Raw genomic sequence first — 16,822 nt, 5'->3', positions numbered from 1 at the left:
GCCGGGCAACCGGCGGGGTTTTTGCTTTACTGGATGGACTGTTACCCGACATTCATCGGTAACCGTGCCTGTAGGTGGTTTCGCACAGAAATGGGGCTTGAGGAAACAATCTGTGGCCTATCGCGGTGCGATCTTTCAGCCATTTCATGCACCGTAGCACGCTGCACTTGCCGGAATACAAGGGTTTGCCAATAATAGGCGCGCTTATTGCTTTGGATATAGGTTATTTCTCTTTTGCTCTTGCATAATCAGCGAGAGCTGTCAATATCGCCCGCCGCGGTTTCAAGCGCTTCTGTAACTAGTTGTCGCTTTGAAGAAATATCGACTACCGGGCTGTCGCTAAAATGCCACTCACTCGCTCGTGGTCTGCGACCTTGGTCGAAACCTGCGCGGCTCGCGTTGTACCCATTCGCATATCGGGCAGCCGTTACACCTGCCTTGTATTGCCCCGTACCGATGGAGTTACCTGATGAAGAAGCTTGCACTGCTTGGCGCCCTGGCGCTTTCCGTGTTTTCCCTGGTATCGCAGGCCGATGAGAAGCCGTTGAAGATCGGTATCGAGGCCGCCTACCCACCCTTCGCCTTCAAGCAACCCGACGGCAGCATCGCCGGCTTCGACTACGACATCGGCAACGCCCTGTGCGAAGAGATGAAAGCCAAGTGCACCTGGGTCGAGCAGGAATTCGATGGTCTGATCCCGGCACTGAAAGTGCGCAAGATCGACGCCATCCTGTCGTCCATGTCGATCACTGACGATCGCAAGAAGTCGGTTGACTTCACCAAACGCTACTACCTCACCCCGGCTCGCCTGGTGATGAAGGAAGGTACTGCCGTCAGCGAAAGCCTGGACGAGCTCAAGGGCAAGAAAATCGGTGTGCAGCGCGGTTCGATTCACGACCGCTTCGCCAAGGAAGTCCTGGCTGCGAAAGGCGCCACCGTCGTGCCTTACGGCACTCAGAACGAAATCTACCTGGACGTCGCGGCCGGTCGCCTCGACGGCACCGTGGCCGATGCCACCCTGCTCGAAGACGGCTTCCTGAAAACCGACGCCGGCAAGGGCTTCGCCTTCGTCGGCCCGGCATTCACCGACTCCAAGTACTTCGGTGACGGCATTGGTATCGCCGTGCGCAAGGGCGACAAGGAAAACGCCGACCGCCTCAATGCGGCCATCGACGCTATCCGCAAGAACGGCAAGTACAAAGAGATCGAGAAGAAGTACTTCAACTTCGACATCTACGGCCCTGACGCTCAGTAAGACGTAGGGTTTCACCTGTGCAATGGTGCAAACAGCAGAATCTCTGAGGTTTGCACCATTTTTCATTCCCAAGCCCTGAGGAATTGCAATCATGTTGAAAGGCTATGGGGCAGTCATCCTCGATGGGGCGTGGCTGACGCTGCAGCTCGCCCTTTCGTCGATGGCCCTGGCCATCGTCCTCGGCCTGATCGGTGTGGCGCTGCGCTTGTCGCCGGTGCGCTGGTTGGCCTGGCTGGGTGACCTTTATTCCACGGTGATCCGTGGTATCCCTGACCTGGTGTTGATCCTGCTGATCTTCTACGGCGGCCAGGACCTGCTCAATCGGCTGGCACCGCTGCTGGGCTATGACGACTACATCGACCTGAACCCGCTGGTGGCCGGTATCGGCACCCTGGGCTTCATCTTCGGGGCCTACCTGTCGGAAACCTTCCGCGGCGCCTTCCTGGGCATCCCCAAGGGGCAGGCCGAGGCCGGTGCGGCGTATGGCATGAGCAACCTGCAGGTGTTCTTCCGCATCATGGTGCCGCAGATGATCCGCCTGGCGATCCCGGGTTTCACCAACAACTGGCTGGTGCTGACCAAGGCGACCGCGCTGATTTCGGTGGTCGGCCTGCAGGACATGATGTTCAAGGCCAAGCAGGCGGCCGATGCCACCCGCGAACCCTTCACCTTCTTCCTGGCGGTGGCGGCGCTGTACCTGGTATTGACCAGTGTCTCGCTGCTGGCGCTGAAGTACCTCGAGAAGCGCTACTCGGTTGGCGTCAAGGTGGTTGAACTATGATCTTTGACTACAACGTCATCTGGGAAGCCATGCCGCTGTACCTGGGCGGCCTGCTGACCACGCTGAAGCTGCTGGCGCTGTCGCTGCTGTTCGGCCTGCTGGCGGCCATCCCGCTGGGCTTGATGCGGGTTTCGAAACAACCGGTGGTGAACATGACCGCCTGGCTGTACACCTACGTCATTCGCGGCACGCCGATGCTGGTGCAGCTGTTCCTGATCTACTACGGCCTGGCCCAGTTCGAGGCGGTGCGCGAAAGCTTCCTGTGGCCATGGCTGTCCAGCGCGACCTTCTGCGCCTGCCTGGCGTTCGCCATCAACACCAGCGCCTACACCGCCGAGATCATCGCCGGCAGCCTCAAGGCCACGCCCCATGGCGAGATCGAGGCCGCCAAGGCGATCGGCATGTCGCGCTTCAAGATGTACCGTCGCATCCTGCTGCCGTCGGCGCTGCGCCGGGCGTTGCCGCAGTACAGCAACGAGGTGATCATGATGCTGCAGACCACCAGCCTGGCGTCGATCGTCACCCTGATCGACATCACCGGTGCTGCGCGCACGGTCAATGCCCAGTATTACCTGCCTTTCGAGGCCTACATCACGGCGGGCGTGTTCTACCTGTGCCTGACCTTCATCCTGGTGCGCCTGTTCAAGATGGCCGAACGCCGCTGGCTCGGCTACCTGGCGCCGCGCAAGCACTGACCGCTCTGTGAGAACCGACAGCATGTACAAACTTCAAATCCAAGACCTGCACAAGCGCTACGGCAGCCACGAGGTGCTCAAGGGCATCTCCCTCGAAGCCAAGGCAGGCGACGTGATCAGCATCATCGGCTCCAGTGGCTCGGGCAAATCGACCTTCCTGCGTTGCATCAACATGCTCGAGCAGCCCCATGCCGGGCGGATCCTGCTCAACAATGAAGAGCTCAAGCTGGTGGCCGGCAAGGACGGCGCGCTCAAGGCCGCCGACCCGAAACAGTTGCAGCGCATGCGTTCGCGGCTGTCGATGGTGTTCCAGCACTTCAACCTGTGGTCGCACATGACTGCGCTGGAGAACGTCATCGAGGCCCCGGTGCACGTGCTGGGGGTGAACAAGAAGGAAGCGCTGGAAAAGGCCGAGCACTACCTGAACAAGGTCGGTGTCGCTCATCGCAAGGACGCATTCCCCGGGCACATGTCCGGCGGCGAGCAGCAGCGTGTGGCCATCGCCCGCGCCCTGGCCATGGAACCCGAGGTCATGCTGTTCGACGAGCCGACCTCGGCATTGGACCCTGAGCTGGTGGGCGATGTGCTCAAGGTGATGCAGTCGCTGGCCCAGGAAGGCCGCACCATGGTGGTGGTCACCCACGAGATGGGCTTTGCCCGGGAAGTCTCCAACCAGCTGGTGTTCCTGCACAAAGGCCTGGTGGAAGAGCGCGGCTGCCCGCGTGAAGTGCTGGTCAATCCGCAGTCCGAGCGACTCAAGCAGTTCCTCTCCGGTAGCCTCAAGTAAAGGCTGCACTTTGCACCATAATGGGGCATGCTGCGCAACGCGCGCGGCATGCCTTGGCGCCACGAGCGCGAACCTTCCCCTCCAGGTTTCGGACCACGCCCTATGACCACCCAGCGAATCGGATTTCTCATCTGGCCCAGCACCAAGCCGCTGACCCTGGCGTTGGCCGACGAGGTGTTGCAGGTGGCTCAGCGGGTGCATCCGGAGGTGGTCTACGAGCTGGTCTACTTGCAGGCCGAAGCCGGGCAGGAGGGCGCCTGGCGCCTGCCGGGCGAGGCCTGGAACGGCCGCCTGGAAGGTTGCCAGAAGTTGTTCCTGCTGGCCGACGAACCGCCGGCTGCGATCAGTTCGGCGCTGTCGGCTGCGCTCAAGCAGCTGGCGCGTAGTGGCTGCATGGTCGGTGGCCTGTCCGCCGGTGTCTATCCGCTGGCGGCGATGGGGCTGCTCGATGGATACCGCGCTGCGGTGCACTGGCGCTGGCAGGACGATTTTGCCGAGCGGTTCCCCAAGGTGATCGCCACCAGCCACCTGTTCGACTGGGATCGGGACCGCCTGACCGCCTGTGGCGGCATGGCGGTGACCGACCTGTTGCTGGCGGTGCTGGCGCGTGACCACGGCGCCGAACTGGCCGGTGCGGTCTCCGAAGAGTTGGTGGTCGAACGCATTCGTGAAGGGGGGGAGCGCCAGCGTATTCCGCTGCAGAACCGCCTGGGTTCCAGCCATCCGAAGCTCACCCAAGCGGTGCTGCTGATGGAGGCCAATATCGAAGAGCCGCTGACCACCGACGAGATTGCCCAGCATGTGTGCGTGTCCCGTCGCCAGTTGGAGCGGATCTTCAAGCAGTACCTCAACAGGGTGCCTAGCCAGTATTACCTGGAGCTGCGCCTGAACAAGGCGCGGCAGATGCTGATGCAGACCAGCAAGTCGATCATCCAGATTGGCCTGTCATGCGGGTTCTCCTCCGGGCCGCATTTCTCCAGTGCGTACCGCAACTTCTTTGGCGCCACGCCGCGTGAAGATCGCAATCAGCGGCGCAGCAGCAGCCCGTTCGAACTCAGCTCGGCGCCAGCCGAAAAGGGCTGATTTCTCTATTGCCTGTGGCGGCCCTTTCGCGGGTAAACCCGCTCCCACAGGATCTGTGCAGCATTCGAAACCTGTGCGGTCCCTGTGGGAGCGGGTTTACCCGCGAAAGGGCCGGTACAGTTGTAATGTGAACACCCGTTCACCCAGCCCCTGTCTGCCATTACACTGCGCGATTGCGACAGTGTTTGTCGCATTGCCGAAAACCTGCTGAAAACAGGGTTTTGCGCTGTAACAAGTTGTCGCCTGGCAGCAAGGACAGGCGCCGATCAGTCCTTACAATCCCCCCATCGCTCGCCACTTCCAGGCCAGCGTTCCTCTTCAGGAGACTCAGATGTCCGTTGAGCAAGCCCCGGTGCAACGTGCCGATTTCGACCAGGTCATGGTTCCCAACTATTCTCCGGCGGCCTTCATTCCTGTGCGAGGCGAGGGCTCCCGAGTCTGGGACCAGTCGGGTCGCGAACTGATCGACTTCGCCGGCGGTATCGCCGTCAACGCCCTGGGCCACTGCCATCCGGCGCTGGTCAAGGCACTGACCGAACAGGCCAACACTCTCTGGCACGTCTCCAACGTATTCACCAACGAGCCGGCCCTGCGCCTGGCGCACAAGCTGGTGGACGCGACCTTTGCCGAGCGTGCGTTCTTCTGTAACTCCGGCGCCGAAGCCAACGAGGCCGCCTTCAAGCTGGCCCGTCGCGTCGCCCATGACCGTTTCGGCCCGGAAAAGCACGAAATCATCGCCACGGTTAACAGCTTCCACGGCCGTACCCTGTTCACTGTCAGCGTCGGTGGCCAGCCCAAGTACTCCGACGGCTTTGGCCCGAAGATCACCGGCATCAGCCACGTGGCCTACAACGACCTGGACGCGCTGAAGGCGCAGATTTCCGACAAGACCTGCGCCGTGGTGATCGAGCCGATCCAGGGCGAGAGCGGCGTGGTTCCGGCCGACAAGGCGTACCTGGAAGGCGCCCGCAAGCTGTGTGAAGAACACAATGCTCTGCTGATCTTCGACGAAGTGCAGACCGGCGTCGGCCGCACCGGCTCGCTGTATGCCTACCAGCATTACGGCGTCACCCCGGACATCCTCACCAGCGCCAAGAGCCTGGGCGGCGGCTTCCCGATCGGCGCCATGCTGACCACCAGCGAGATTGCCAAGCACCTGGCCGTCGGCACCCACGGCACCACCTACGGCGGCAACCCGCTGGGCTGCGCCGTCGCCTGTGCAGTGCTGGACGTGATCAACACCCCGCAAACGCTGGCGGGCATCAAGGCCAAGCACGAGCGCTTCAAGACCCGCCTGGAAAAGATCGGCCAGCAATCCGGCCTGTTCACCCAGGTGCGTGGCGTCGGGCTGTTGCTCGGCTGCGTGCTCAGCGACGCCTGGAAAGGCAAGGCCAAGGACATCCTCAACGCTGCCGAGAAGGAAGGCCTGATGGTGCTGCAGGCGGGCCCCGACGTGGTGCGCTTCGCCCCGAGCCTGGTGGTCGAGGATGCCGACATCGACGAAGGCCTGGATCGCTTCGAGCGTGCCGTGGCCAAACTGGCTCAGGGCTGATCGCCCGGTAGTCCCTTCGCCCGCCCTGATCACGATCGGGGCGGGCGAATCCTGAATTTCAATGCGGGCACCTGCTTGCAGGTAGTGGCGCGTGCCCGCTGTTTTCCCGTGCCGATTGATCGGCGCGCTTTCCCGAAAGGAGTGACACCATGCTGGTGATGCGCCCCGCGCAAATGGCTGATCTGAACGAAGTGCAGCGCATGGCTGCCGACAGCCCCATTGGTGTCACCTCGCTGCCGGACGATGCCGGTCGCCTGGGCGACAAGATCGCCGCCTCGGAAACCTCCTTTGCCGCTGAAGTGAGCTTCAATGGCGAAGAGAGCTACTTCTTCGTGCTCGAAGACAGCGCCACCGGCAAGCTGGTCGGCTGCTCGGCCATCGTCGCTTCTGCCGGCTACTCCGAGCCGTTCTACAGCTTTCGCAACGAGACCTTCGTGCATGCCTCGCGCGAGCTGAAGATCCACAACAAGATCCACGTCCTGTCGCTGTGCCACGACCTCACCGGCAACAGCCTGCTGACCAGCTTCTATGTGCTGCCGGAGCTGGTCAACAGCGCCTTCGCCGAACTCAACTCCCGTGGTCGCCTGCTGTTCATGGCCGCACACCCGGAGCGCTTCGCCGAGTCGGTGGTGACCGAAATCGTCGGTTACAGCGACGAGCAGGGCGAGTCGCCGTTCTGGGATGCCATCGGGCGCAACTTCTTCGACCTCAACTACGCCGACGCCGAGCGCCTGTGCGGCCTGAAGAGCCGTACCTTCCTGGCCGAGCTGATGCCGCACTACCCGATCTATGTGCCGCTGCTCCACGATGAGGCCCAGGAAGCGATGGGCCAGGTGCATCCGCGTGCGCAGATCACCTTCGACATCCTCATGCGTGAGGGCTTCGAGACCGAGCACTACATCGACATCTTCGACGGCGGCCCGACCCTGCATGCCCGTGCTTCGGGTATCCGTTCGATCGCCCAGAGCCGTGTGGTGCCGGTCAAGCTTGACCAAGCGCCGGTCAAGGGCGGCCGCCCGTACCTGGTGTGCAACGGCCAGTTGCAGGATTACCGCGCGGTGCTGCTGGAGCTGGACTGGGTGCCGGGCAAGCCAGTCTGCCTGAACAGCGAAGCCGCCGATGCCCTGGGCGTCGGCGAGGGTGCCAGCGTGCGCCTGGTAGCGGTCTGATAAGCCGGAACAGAGAGTTTCGCGGCGGGCACAGACCGCCGCACAAGGAGATAGCATGATCGTTCGTCCTGTACGCAGCAGCGATTTACCCGCGCTGATCGAATTGGCCCGCAGCACTGGCACCACCGGGCTGACCACGCTCCCGGCCAACGAAGAGCGCCTCGGCCAGCGTGTCGGCTGGGCCGAGAAGAGCTTCCGCGGTGAAGCCGAGCGCGGCGACACCGACTACCTGTTCGTGCTGGAGAACGACGAAGGCCTGGTGGTCGGCATCAGTGCCATCGCCGGCGCCGTCGGTTTGCGTGAGCCCTGGTACAACTACCGGGTAGGGCTGACCGTCAGCGCCTCGCAGGAGCTGGGCATCTATCGCGAGATCCCCACGCTGTTCCTGGCCAACGACCTGACCGGCAACTCCGAACTGTGCTCGTTGTTCCTGCGCAGCGACTATCGCAGCGGCCTCAACGGCCGGCTGCTGTCCAAGGCGCGGATGCTGTTCATCGCCGAGTTCCCGCAACTGTTCGGCAACAAGATCATCGCCGAGATGCGCGGCATGTCCGATGAGTCCGGGCGCTCGCCGTTCTGGGAAAGCCTGGGCCGGCACTTCTTCAAGATGGAGTTCAGCCAGGCCGACTACCTTACCGGGGTGGGCAACAAGTCGTTCATCGCCGAACTGATGCCCAAATTCCCGCTGTACACCTGCTTCCTGTCGCAGGCTGCGCGCGACGTGGTCGGCCGGGTGCACGCCGACACCGAGCCGGCGCTGGCCATGCTCAAGCGCGAAGGCTTCAACTACCAGGGTTATGTCGACATCTTCGACGCAGGCCCGGCCATCGAGTGCGAAACCTCGAAGATCCGTGCGGTGCGTGAAAGCGAAACCCTGGTGCTGGCTGTCGGCACGCCGGGTGACGACGCCACCCCTTACATCATTCACAACCGCAAGCGCGAAGACTGCCGCATCACTGCCGCGCCGGCGCGCCTTGCCGCAGGCACCCTGGTGGTCGATCCGCTGACCGCCAAGCGCCTGCGCCTGGGCGCCGGCGACAATGTGCGCGCGGTGCCGCTGTCCGCCGGCCGGGAGGCTCAGTAAATGACCACGCATTACATCGCAGGCAAATGGCAGGCTGGCCAGGGCGAAGCCTTGCAGTCGCTCAACCCCGTCACCCAGGCGGTGGTCTGGGCCGGACAGGGCGCCGATGCCGCACAAGTTGCAGCGGCAGTGGAGGCGGCGCGCCAAGCGTTCCCGAACTGGGCGCAGCTGAGCCTGGAAGCGCGTATCGCTGTGCTCGAGGCGTTCGCCGAAAAGCTCAAGGCCCGTGCCGATGAGCTGGCGCGGTGCATTGGTGAAGAAACCGGCAAGCCCTTGTGGGAGTCGGCCACCGAAGTCACCAGCATGGTCAACAAGGTGGCGATCTCGGTGCAGAGCTACCGCGAGCGTACCGGCGAAAAGAGCGGCCCGCTGGCCGACGCCACGGCCGTGCTGCGCCACAAGCCCCATGGTGTGGTGGCAGTGTTCGGTCCGTACAACTTCCCCGGCCACCTGCCCAACGGCCATATCGTCCCGGCCTTGCTGGCGGGCAACTGCGTGGTGTTCAAACCGAGCGAACTGACCCCCAAGGTTGCCGAGTTGACCGTGCAGTGCTGGATTGAAGCCGGGCTGCCTGCCGGTGTGCTCAACCTGGTGCAAGGTGCCCGCGAAACCGGCGTGGCGCTGGCTGCCAACCCGGGTATCGATGGCCTGTTCTTCACCGGCTCCAGCCGCACCGGCAACCTGTTGCACCAGCAGTTCGCCGGGCGCCCGGACAAGATCCTGGCCCTGGAGATGGGCGGCAACAACCCGCTGGTGGTGGATGAGGTCAAGGACCTGGACGCCGCGGTCTACACCATCATCCAGTCGGCGTTCATTTCCGCCGGCCAGCGCTGCACCTGCGCCCGGCGCCTGCTGGTGCCCCAGGGCGCCTGGGGCGACCAACTGCTCGCGCGCCTGGTCGAGGTCAGTCGCAGCATCAGCGTCGGCGCTTTCGACCAGCAGCCGGCACCTTTCATGGGTTCGGTGATTTCGCTGCAAGCCGCCCGCGCGCTGGTCGCGGCCCAGGCTGATCTGCTCGACAAGGGCGCCGTGGCGCTGCTGGAGATGACCCAGCCACAGGCCAATGCGGCATTGCTGACTCCGGGCATCATCGACGTCACCGCCGTGACCGGTCGCCCGGACGAAGAGTTCTTCGGCCCGCTGCTGCAAGTGATCCGCTACAGCGATTTCGACGCGGCGATCAATGAGGCCAACAACACCCAGTACGGTCTGGCCGCCGGGCTGCTGTCGGACTCCAATGCCCGTTACCAGCACTTTTGGCTGCGCAGCCGCGCCGGCATCGTCAACTGGAACAAGCAGCTGACCGGTGCCGCCAGCAGCGCGCCGTTCGGTGGTGTGGGTGCCAGCGGCAACCACCGCGCCAGCGCTTACTACGCGGCCGACTATTGCGCCTACCCCGTGGCTTCGCTGGAGACCGCGAGCCTTGTACTGCCGGCGACCCTGACGCCGGGCGTCACCCTATAACAACAGGTCTCGGAGCCTTGCCGATGAAATCCTACGAAGTGAATTTTGATGGCCTGGTGGGGCCGACCCACAACTACGGTGGCCTGTCCTACGGCAACGTGGCGTCACAAAGCAACAGCCAGCAGGGCTCCAACCCGCGCGAAGCGGCGCGCCAGGGCCTGGCCAAGATGAAGGCGCTGATGGAGATGGGCTTCCAGCAAGGCGTGCTGGCGCCGCAGGAGCGCCCGGATGTGGCGGCCCTGCGCAGCCTGGGTTTCACCGGCAGCGACGCTGAGGTGATCCGCCGCGCGGCGAAAGACGCCATGCCGTTGCTGGTCGCCAGTTGCTCGGCCTCGAGCATGTGGGTGGCCAACGCCGCCACGGTCAGCCCCAGCGCCGACACCGCCGACGGCCGCGTGCACTTCACTGCCGCCAACCTCAACTGCAAATACCACCGCAGCATCGAACACCCGACCACCAGCCGTGTGCTGGGGGCCATGTTCAATGACGACAAGCACTTCGCCCACCATGCCGCGCTGCCGGCGGTGGCGCAGTTCGGTGACGAAGGTGCTGCCAACCACACGCGCTTCTGCCGAGATTACGGCGATGCCGGCGTCGAGTTCTTCGTCTATGGCCGCAGCGCGTTCGACAGCCGCTATCCGGCGCCGCAGAAGTACCCGGCGCGCCAGACTCTGGAAGCTTCGCAGGCGGTCGCCCGGCTGCACGGCCTGCGTGACGATGGCGTGGTCTACGCTCAACAGAACCCGGCGGTGATCGACCAGGGCGTGTTCCACAACGATGTGATCTCGGTGGGCAACGGCGAGGTGCTGTTCTACCACGAGGACGCCTTCCTCGAGACCGACGCCGTGCTCGGCCAGCTGCAGGCTAAACTGGCCGGCAAGGGTGGCCAGTTCCAGGCCATCTGCGTGCCGCGCGCGGCGGTGACGGTGGAGGACGCGGTGCGTTCCTACCTGTTCAACAGCCAGCTGCTCAGCCGCGCCGACGGTTCCATGCTGCTGGTGGTGCCGGAAGAGTGCCGCAACAACGAACGCGTCTGGGCGTATCTGGGGCAACTGACCAGCCAGGGCGGCCCGGTGAAGGAGGTCAAGGTGTTCGACCTCAAGCAGAGCATGCAGAACGGTGGTGGCCCGGCTTGCTTGCGTTTGCGCGTGGCCTTGAAGGAAACGGAACTGGCGGCGGTCAATCCAGGCGTTATCATGACCGCCTCGCTGTACGACACCTTGGTGCAGTGGGTCGACAAGCACTACCGCGACCGCCTTGGCGAAGCGGACCTGGCCGACCCGCAACTGCTGATCGAGTGTCGCACGGCATTGGATGAGCTGACCCAGATCATGAAGCTGGGTTCGGTGTATCCGTTCCAACGCCAACCTTGATAGAGAGAAATTGCAATGTCCGATGCCCTGCGCCTGATCCTGGAAGATGAAGACGGCACCCAGCTGGAAACCTCCTGCACGCGCTTTGCCGTGGTCTGGCAAGGCAAGGAAGTGTGGATCCAGCAGGACGGCCGCGGCCAGCTGCTGATCGGTGTCGATGTCGACGAGAACGACACCGAGTACGCCAACCTGCTGTTGCGTCCGATGGCCACCAACCTGGTCAGCCTGCAACTGGAAATGGAACCGGCAGAGCTCGGTGACGACGACGATCACGTCCATGGCCCGGACTGCGGCCACCACCACTAAGGAAGTGCCTATGCTCGCCCTCGGTAAACTGCTTGAGCTGACCCTGACCGATCACGAACCGGCCGAGAAGACCCAAGTGACACCCAAGGGCGCGCGTTTGCGCTGGCTGGGGGAGGGCGCACTGGAAGTGCGTCCGCCCGAAGGCGATGACAGCGGGCTGGATCTGCTGCTCTCGGCCGGGATTCACGGCAACGAGACGGCGCCCATCGAACTGCTCGAGCGGCTGCTGCATGGCGTGGCCAATGGCAAGATCAAGCCCCGTGCGCGAGTGCTGTTCCTGTTCGGCAACCCGGCGGCGATCCGCAAGGGCGAGCGCTTCATCGAGCAGGACATCAACCGTCTGTTCAATGGCCGTCATGAGCTTTCCAGCGGCTTCGAGGCATTGCGTGCCGCTGAGCTCGAGCAGTTTGCCCGGGTGTTCTTCAGCAAGCCAGAGCGCACCCGCCTGCATTACGACCTGCATACCGCGATCCGCGGTTCCAAGATCGAGCAGTTCGCCTTGTATCCCTACAAGGAGGGCCGCACCCATTCTCGGCGTGAACTGGCGCGCCTGGCTGCGGCAGGGATGGAGGCAGTGCTGCTGCAGAGCAAGTCTTCGATTACCTTCAGTGCCTTCACCTATGAGCAGTTGGAGGCCGAGGCCTTCACCCTCGAACTGGGCAAGGCGCGGCCGTTTGGGCAGAACGAAGGCGTCAATCTCGACAAGCTCGAAGAGCGCCTCATCCAGATCATCGAAGGTACCGAGCCTGAGACCGGCGACTCGCTCGACGGCCTGAAGCTGTTCAGTGTCGCCCGCGAGATCATCAAGCACAGTGACAGCTTCCACCTGCATCTGCCGGCAGACATCGAGAACTTCTCCGAGTTGAGCAAGGGCTACCTGCTGGCCGAGGACCTGGCCGAAATGCGCTGGGTCGTCGAGGAGGAGGGCGCGCGGATCATCTTCCCCAACCCTAAGGTCAAGAATGGCCTGCGGGCGGGGATAGTGATCGTTCCGGACAATGGCCAGCGCCTGGCCTGATATCGCCATCAGTAATGCGTGCGGGCCGCCAAGCCCAGCTCCTGGCGCAAGGCGTTTTCGTTGAAGGGATAAGGGTTGCTGGCGGTCGCAGGTGTCTGTGGGTCGTCATCGAAGTCGAATGGCGGTTCGCCGCTGTCCAGCCCGACGGCCTGTTGCTCCGTGTCGCCCATCAGGGTACCGGTGGCGAAATTCCAGGCATGGCACAGCTCGTGATAGAGGATGATCAGCGAAGGGGCGCCGGTTATGTGGGTCAGCGGGTTGTAAAAGACATTGATATTCAGCGCTGGTGTGCCACGCATGCCGCTCGCGATTCTGGGGGCCGCCTGGCCGGGGCTGAATTCGGCCATGGCGTTGTCCAGGGCTGGATGATGGCTGATGACGATCCTGGCGTGCCTGGCCACCAGGTCCGCCATCAGCGTCGAACCTGTCAGCGTGGCCCGGAGCATCTTGAGCTGGCGGGTGACCTTCTCGACGTAGCGGTAATCGCCCCTGACCTGGAATGTCTGGGCGTGGTCTTCCGGCAGCGGGGTGTTCCATGCCTCGAACATCAGGGGGGCATCCCGGCCTCCCAGGGCAGTGATGCTCCCGGGGTGGCCATACATGCGATCGTCCAAGGGGCCGTTGCTCACGGCGTTGAGGCCGCTCATCGCCTCGATGATCGCCCGCCCTCCTTCTATCCATACGGTATCGTCGCCATCTCCGGCGTAGATTGAGCTGTGGGTTGCGTTGCTGCTGATGTTGTCGTTGCCCGTGCCGCCCTCGATCTCCACCTCCTTCAGGTCTTCGGCGACCACGAGGTCATCGCCGGGGCCTGCGTCGACAACGGCGATGCCTGCGCGGTCAGGCCCGCTCGATCCTTCGAGATGCACATCGTCATCGCCGCCCTGCGTTTCAATGACCACGTGAGTCTGCAGGCCGGTAAACGTCACCTTGTCATTGCCGTCGCCAGTGCGTACATGCAGCGGCCAATGCGCTGGAACGGCCAGCTCATAGAGCGTGTGGGCGATCTGCACGCTGATCCCGGTGGCGGTGCCGTGCACGTGCAGTTCGGCACCCCAGTGCAGTGTTTCGATCAGCAGCGACGCCTGGCGCGTTTCGATCGACAGTTGCGGATCGTGGTAGGGCAGGGGGTAGGATTGGCGTGGTAAAGAGGCGTGTGTAATCCAGACGTTTTGCACAGACATGGCCTGCTTCCGTGAGTTTGAAAGGGGCCACAGGCTAGTCTGCCGTCAGGGCGGGCAAGCGGTAAATCTTTAGTGTCTTCGACTCCGGGGCGCGTCTGCTCGATGGCGGTTTTTGGATCCCTTCTTGAATGAACGCGATTTAATGAATTTTCCCGGCGAAATTGCCAGGCTCGCGCAGCAATTGGCTTGCCATCAGCGAAACCCTGGCTTTAGCATCGCGGTCATGCCGTTTCCAACTGCTTTAGTCTGATAAACCGCCTTATCGACGGTTTCTATCGCACAAACACACTGCACCCAGACTGCAGGACCGATATAATGCGGCCCTTTGCCGTCGTTTCGTCGATTCGACGTGTGGCCGCCGTTTCCGTGGAAGAACCTATGAAAAGCGCAGAAATCCGTGAAGCCTTCCTCCGCTTCTTCGAAGAGCAGGGACATACTCGCGTTGCCTCCAGCTCGCTGATCCCGGGCAATGACCCGACCCTGCTGTTCACCAACGCCGGCATGAACCAGTTCAAGGACTGCTTCCTCGGCCAGGAAAAGCGCGCATACACCCGCGCTGTCAGCAGCCAGAAGTGCGTACGCGCCGGCGGCAAGCACAACGACCTGGAAAACGTCGGCTATACCGCCCGTCACCACACGTTCTTCGAGATGCTGGGCAACTTCAGCTTCGGCGACTATTTCAAGCGCGATGCAATCACCTTCGCCTGGACCTTCCTGACTTCGGACAAGTGGCTGAACCTGCCGAAGGAAAAACTGTGGGTCACCGTCTACGCCAGCGACGACGAGGCCTACGACATCTGGACCAAGGAAGTCGGCGTGCCCGCCGAGCGCATGGTGCGCATCGGTGACAACAAGGGCGCTCCGTACGCCTCCGACAACTTCTGGACCATGGGCGACACCGGCCCGTGCGGCCCGTGCACCGAGATTTTCTACGACCACGGCGCCGACATCTGGGGCGGCCCACCTGGCTCGCCGGAAGAAGACGGCGACCGTTACATCGAGATCTGGAACAACGTCTTCATGCAGTTCAACCGCACCGCCGATGGCGTCCTGCACCCGCTGCCAGCGCCGTCGGTGGACACCGGCATGGGCCTGGAGCGCATCAGTGCGGTGATGCAGCATGTGCACTCGAACTACCAGATCGACCTGTTCCAGAGCCTGTTGGCCGCGGCTGCCAAGGCCATCGGTTGCAGCAACGACGAGCAACCTTCGCTGAAAGTGGTCGCTGACCACATCCGTTCCTGCGGCTTCCTGATCGCCGACGGTGTGCTGCCGTCGAACGAAGGTCGTGGTTACGTGCTGCGCCGCATCATTCGTCGCGCCTGCCGCCACGGCAACAAGCTGGGCGCCACCGGCAGCTTCTTCCACAAGATCGTTGCCGCGCTGGTCGCCGAGATGGGCGAAGCCTTCCCTGAGCTGAAAAGCCAGCAGGCGCACATCGAGCGGGTGCTCAAGACCGAAGAAGAGCAGTTCGCCAAGACCCTGGAGCAGGGTCTGCGCATCCTCGAGCAGGACCTGGCCCAATTGCAGGGCAAGGTTGTACCGGGCGACGTGGTGTTCAAGTTGTACGACACCTACGGCTTCCCCATGGACCTCACCGCCGACATCGCCCGCGAGCGCGAACTGACCATCGACGAGGCCGGCTTCGAGCGTGAAATGGAGGCCCAGCGTGAGCGTGCCCGCTCCGCCAGCGCCTTTGGCATGGACTACAACAGCCTGGTCAAGGTCGATACCGCCACTGACTTCCTCGGCTACGATGCCACCGAAGGCCAGGGCAAGGTCATTGCCCTGTACAAGGATGGCCAGGCGGTCGAGCAGTTGGGCGAAGGCGAAGAGGGCGTGGTGATCCTGGATCGCACCCCGTTCTACGCCGAGTCGGGCGGCCAGGTGGGTGACTGCGGTTACCTGCAGGCTGGCGCCGCGCGTTTTGATGTGCGCGACACCACCAAGACCGGTGGCGCCTTCCTGCACCACGGTGTGGTTGCCAGCGGTGCACTGACCGTTGGCGCCGCCGTCGACGCGCGTGTCGATGCCGATGTCCAGCACGCTACCTCGCTGAACCACTCCGCCACCCACCTGCTGCACGAAGCGCTGCGCCAGGTGCTGGGCGAACACGTACAGCAGAAGGGCTCGCTGGTCGACAGCCAGCGCCTGCGTTTCGACTTCAGCCACTTCGAGGCAGTCAAGCCTGAGCAGATCAAGGCGCTGGAAGATATCGTCAACCGTGAAGTGCGTCGTAACACCGAGGTGCAGACCGAGCTGACCGACATCGAGACCGCCAAGGCCAAGGGCGCCATGGCGTTGTTCGGTGAGAAGTATGGCGACACCGTGCGCGTGCTGAGCATGGGCGGTGACTTCTCCGTCGAACTGTGCGGTGGCATCCACGCCAAACGCACGGGCGACATCAGCCTGTTCAAGATCATCAGCGAAGGCGGCGTGGCCTCTGGCGTGCGCCGTATCGAAGCGGTCACCGGTGCCGCCGCGCTGGCTTACCTGAATGCTGCCGAAGAGCAGGTCAAGGAAGCTGCGCAACTGGTCAAGGGTAACCGCGACAACCTGATCGACAAGCTGTCGGCTGTGCTCGAGCGCAACCGTCAGCTGGAAAAGCAGCTTGAACAGCTGCAGGCCAAGGCCGCCAGCGCCGCCGGGGACGATCTCTCCAATGCGGCCGTTGAGGTCAAGGGCGCCAAGGTGCTCGCCGCTCGCCTGGATGGGCAGGATGGCAAGGCCTTGCTGGCGCTCGTCGATCAGCTGAAGAACAAGCTCGGCCATGCAGTGATCCTGCTGGGCAGCGAGCATGAGGGCAAGGTCGTGCTGGTGGCTGGCGTGACCAAGGACCTCTCCGGCCAACTCAAGGCTGGCGATCTGATGAAGCAAGCCGCTGCGGCGGTGGGTGGCAAGGGTGGTGGTCGCCCGGACATGGCCCAGGGTGGTGGCGTCGATGTCGCCGCGCTGGACAATGCCTTGGCCCTGGCTGTGCCGTTCGCCGAGCAGGGACTTTGAGATGAAGCGACCGCCGGTCTAGTCGGCGGTCGCTTCATGTTGGATTGTTTTTTGGGGCCCCTTGGGGC

The 16,822-nt window shown here is 63.2% G+C and carries 14 protein-coding genes; 13 read left to right on the top strand and 1 reads right to left on the bottom strand.

From position 1 onward, the window contains the following. Window positions 1–469 precede the first annotated feature (469 nt). The 12 genes from aotJ to astE all read left to right on the top strand — a co-directional run bounded on the left by aotJ (window position 470) and on the right by astE (window position 12,567). Window positions 470–1,255, top strand: a complete 786-nt coding sequence (aotJ, locus tag LOY51_RS19765; RefSeq protein WP_125465031.1) for an L-arginine-binding protein AotJ — start codon at window positions 470–472, stop codon at window positions 1,253–1,255. 91 nt (window positions 1,256–1,346) lie between these two features. Beyond that, the gene (locus tag LOY51_RS19760; protein ID WP_110991921.1) at window positions 1,347–2,036 is read left to right on the top strand and encodes an ABC transporter permease; all 690 of its coding nucleotides are present in this window, start codon (window positions 1,347–1,349) and stop codon (window positions 2,034–2,036) included. Continuing rightward, a complete protein-coding gene (locus LOY51_RS19755; RefSeq protein WP_110991920.1) occupies window positions 2,033–2,731 on the top strand; it encodes an ABC transporter permease in 699 nt (232 codons plus the stop codon). Before LOY51_RS19760 ends, LOY51_RS19755 begins: the two co-directional genes overlap by 4 nt. A 22-nt stretch (window positions 2,732–2,753) precedes the next feature. Then, complete coding sequence (locus LOY51_RS19750; protein ID WP_110991919.1) at window positions 2,754–3,518, top strand: ABC transporter ATP-binding protein; 765 nt, start codon at window positions 2,754–2,756, stop codon at window positions 3,516–3,518. A 102-nt stretch (window positions 3,519–3,620) separates the two neighbouring features. Then, window positions 3,621–4,601: a transcriptional regulator ArgR gene (gene argR / locus LOY51_RS19745; protein ID WP_125465030.1), complete on the top strand. Its 981-nt coding sequence runs from the start codon at window positions 3,621–3,623 to the stop codon at window positions 4,599–4,601. A 331-nt stretch (window positions 4,602–4,932) separates the two neighbouring features. Next, complete coding sequence (locus tag LOY51_RS19740; RefSeq protein ID WP_258642711.1) at window positions 4,933–6,153, top strand: aspartate aminotransferase family protein; 1,221 nt, start codon at window positions 4,933–4,935, stop codon at window positions 6,151–6,153. A 149-nt stretch (window positions 6,154–6,302) separates the two neighbouring features. Continuing rightward, on the top strand, window positions 6,303–7,322 hold the full coding sequence (gene aruF / locus LOY51_RS19735) for an arginine/ornithine succinyltransferase subunit alpha (RefSeq protein WP_258642710.1): 1,020 nt from the start codon (window positions 6,303–6,305) through the stop codon (window positions 7,320–7,322). A 55-nt stretch (window positions 7,323–7,377) separates the two neighbouring features. Further along, window positions 7,378–8,406, top strand: a complete 1,029-nt coding sequence (gene aruG / locus LOY51_RS19730; RefSeq protein WP_125465027.1) for an arginine N-succinyltransferase — start codon at window positions 7,378–7,380, stop codon at window positions 8,404–8,406. Further along, complete coding sequence (gene astD, locus LOY51_RS19725; RefSeq protein ID WP_258642708.1) at window positions 8,407–9,870, top strand: succinylglutamate-semialdehyde dehydrogenase; 1,464 nt, start codon at window positions 8,407–8,409, stop codon at window positions 9,868–9,870. A gap of 23 nt (window positions 9,871–9,893) precedes the next feature. Next, entirely contained in the window at window positions 9,894–11,243 is a 1,350-nt protein-coding gene (gene astB / locus LOY51_RS19720; protein ID WP_125859551.1) for an N-succinylarginine dihydrolase, read from the top strand. Between the two features lie 15 nt (window positions 11,244–11,258). Next, window positions 11,259–11,549 carry a topoisomerase II gene (locus tag LOY51_RS19715; RefSeq protein WP_125465024.1) on the top strand — a complete coding sequence of 97 codons (291 nt, stop codon included), beginning with the start codon at window positions 11,259–11,261 and terminating at the stop codon, window positions 11,547–11,549. A 10-nt stretch (window positions 11,550–11,559) separates the two neighbouring features. Further along, window positions 11,560–12,567, top strand: a complete 1,008-nt coding sequence (gene astE, locus LOY51_RS19710) for a succinylglutamate desuccinylase (RefSeq protein WP_125859550.1) — start codon at window positions 11,560–11,562, stop codon at window positions 12,565–12,567. Between the two features lie 8 nt (window positions 12,568–12,575). Here astE and LOY51_RS19705 read toward each other — a convergent pair whose 3' ends face one another. Further along, entirely contained in the window at window positions 12,576–13,751 is a 1,176-nt protein-coding gene (locus LOY51_RS19705; protein WP_125859549.1) for a M91 family zinc metallopeptidase, read from the bottom strand. A gap of 378 nt (window positions 13,752–14,129) precedes the next feature. Here LOY51_RS19705 and alaS point away from each other — a divergent pair, with 378 nt between their 5' ends. Next, window positions 14,130–16,754: an alanine--tRNA ligase gene (gene alaS, locus LOY51_RS19700; RefSeq protein WP_145964611.1), complete on the top strand. Its 2,625-nt coding sequence runs from the start codon at window positions 14,130–14,132 to the stop codon at window positions 16,752–16,754. Window positions 16,755–16,822 lie beyond the last annotated feature (68 nt).

It is taken from the genome of Pseudomonas sichuanensis, assembly GCF_024749065.1.
Classification (GTDB): Bacteria; Pseudomonadota; Gammaproteobacteria; order Pseudomonadales; family Pseudomonadaceae; genus Aquipseudomonas; species Aquipseudomonas sichuanensis.
This window is presented reverse-complemented; position numbering and strand designations above follow the sequence as displayed.

What these genes read in the sequence shown, in the direction of transcription:
- LOY51_RS19760 (WP_110991921.1), top strand. Translation starts at nt 1,347, where the DNA reads ATGTTGAAAGGCTATGGGGCAGTCATCCTCGATGGGGCGTGGCTGACG.
- LOY51_RS19740 (WP_258642711.1), top strand. Translation starts at nt 4,933, where the DNA reads ATGTCCGTTGAGCAAGCCCCGGTGCAACGTGCCGATTTCGACCAGGTC.
- LOY51_RS19750 (WP_110991919.1), top strand. Translation starts at nt 2,754, where the DNA reads ATGTACAAACTTCAAATCCAAGACCTGCACAAGCGCTACGGCAGCCAC.
- aotJ (WP_125465031.1), top strand. Translation starts at nt 470, where the DNA reads ATGAAGAAGCTTGCACTGCTTGGCGCCCTGGCGCTTTCCGTGTTTTCC.
- astB (WP_125859551.1), top strand. Translation starts at nt 9,894, where the DNA reads ATGAAATCCTACGAAGTGAATTTTGATGGCCTGGTGGGGCCGACCCAC.
- LOY51_RS19755 (WP_110991920.1), top strand. Translation starts at nt 2,033, where the DNA reads ATGATCTTTGACTACAACGTCATCTGGGAAGCCATGCCGCTGTACCTG.
- LOY51_RS19705 (WP_125859549.1), bottom strand. Translation starts at nt 13,751, where the DNA reads ATGTCTGTGCAAAACGTCTGGATTACACACGCCTCTTTACCACGCCAA.
- alaS (WP_145964611.1), top strand. Translation starts at nt 14,130, where the DNA reads ATGAAAAGCGCAGAAATCCGTGAAGCCTTCCTCCGCTTCTTCGAAGAG.
- LOY51_RS19715 (WP_125465024.1), top strand. Translation starts at nt 11,259, where the DNA reads ATGTCCGATGCCCTGCGCCTGATCCTGGAAGATGAAGACGGCACCCAG.
- aruG (WP_125465027.1), top strand. Translation starts at nt 7,378, where the DNA reads ATGATCGTTCGTCCTGTACGCAGCAGCGATTTACCCGCGCTGATCGAA.
- aruF (WP_258642710.1), top strand. Translation starts at nt 6,303, where the DNA reads ATGCTGGTGATGCGCCCCGCGCAAATGGCTGATCTGAACGAAGTGCAG.
- astE (WP_125859550.1), top strand. Translation starts at nt 11,560, where the DNA reads ATGCTCGCCCTCGGTAAACTGCTTGAGCTGACCCTGACCGATCACGAA.
- astD (WP_258642708.1), top strand. Translation starts at nt 8,407, where the DNA reads ATGACCACGCATTACATCGCAGGCAAATGGCAGGCTGGCCAGGGCGAA.
- argR (WP_125465030.1), top strand. Translation starts at nt 3,621, where the DNA reads ATGACCACCCAGCGAATCGGATTTCTCATCTGGCCCAGCACCAAGCCG.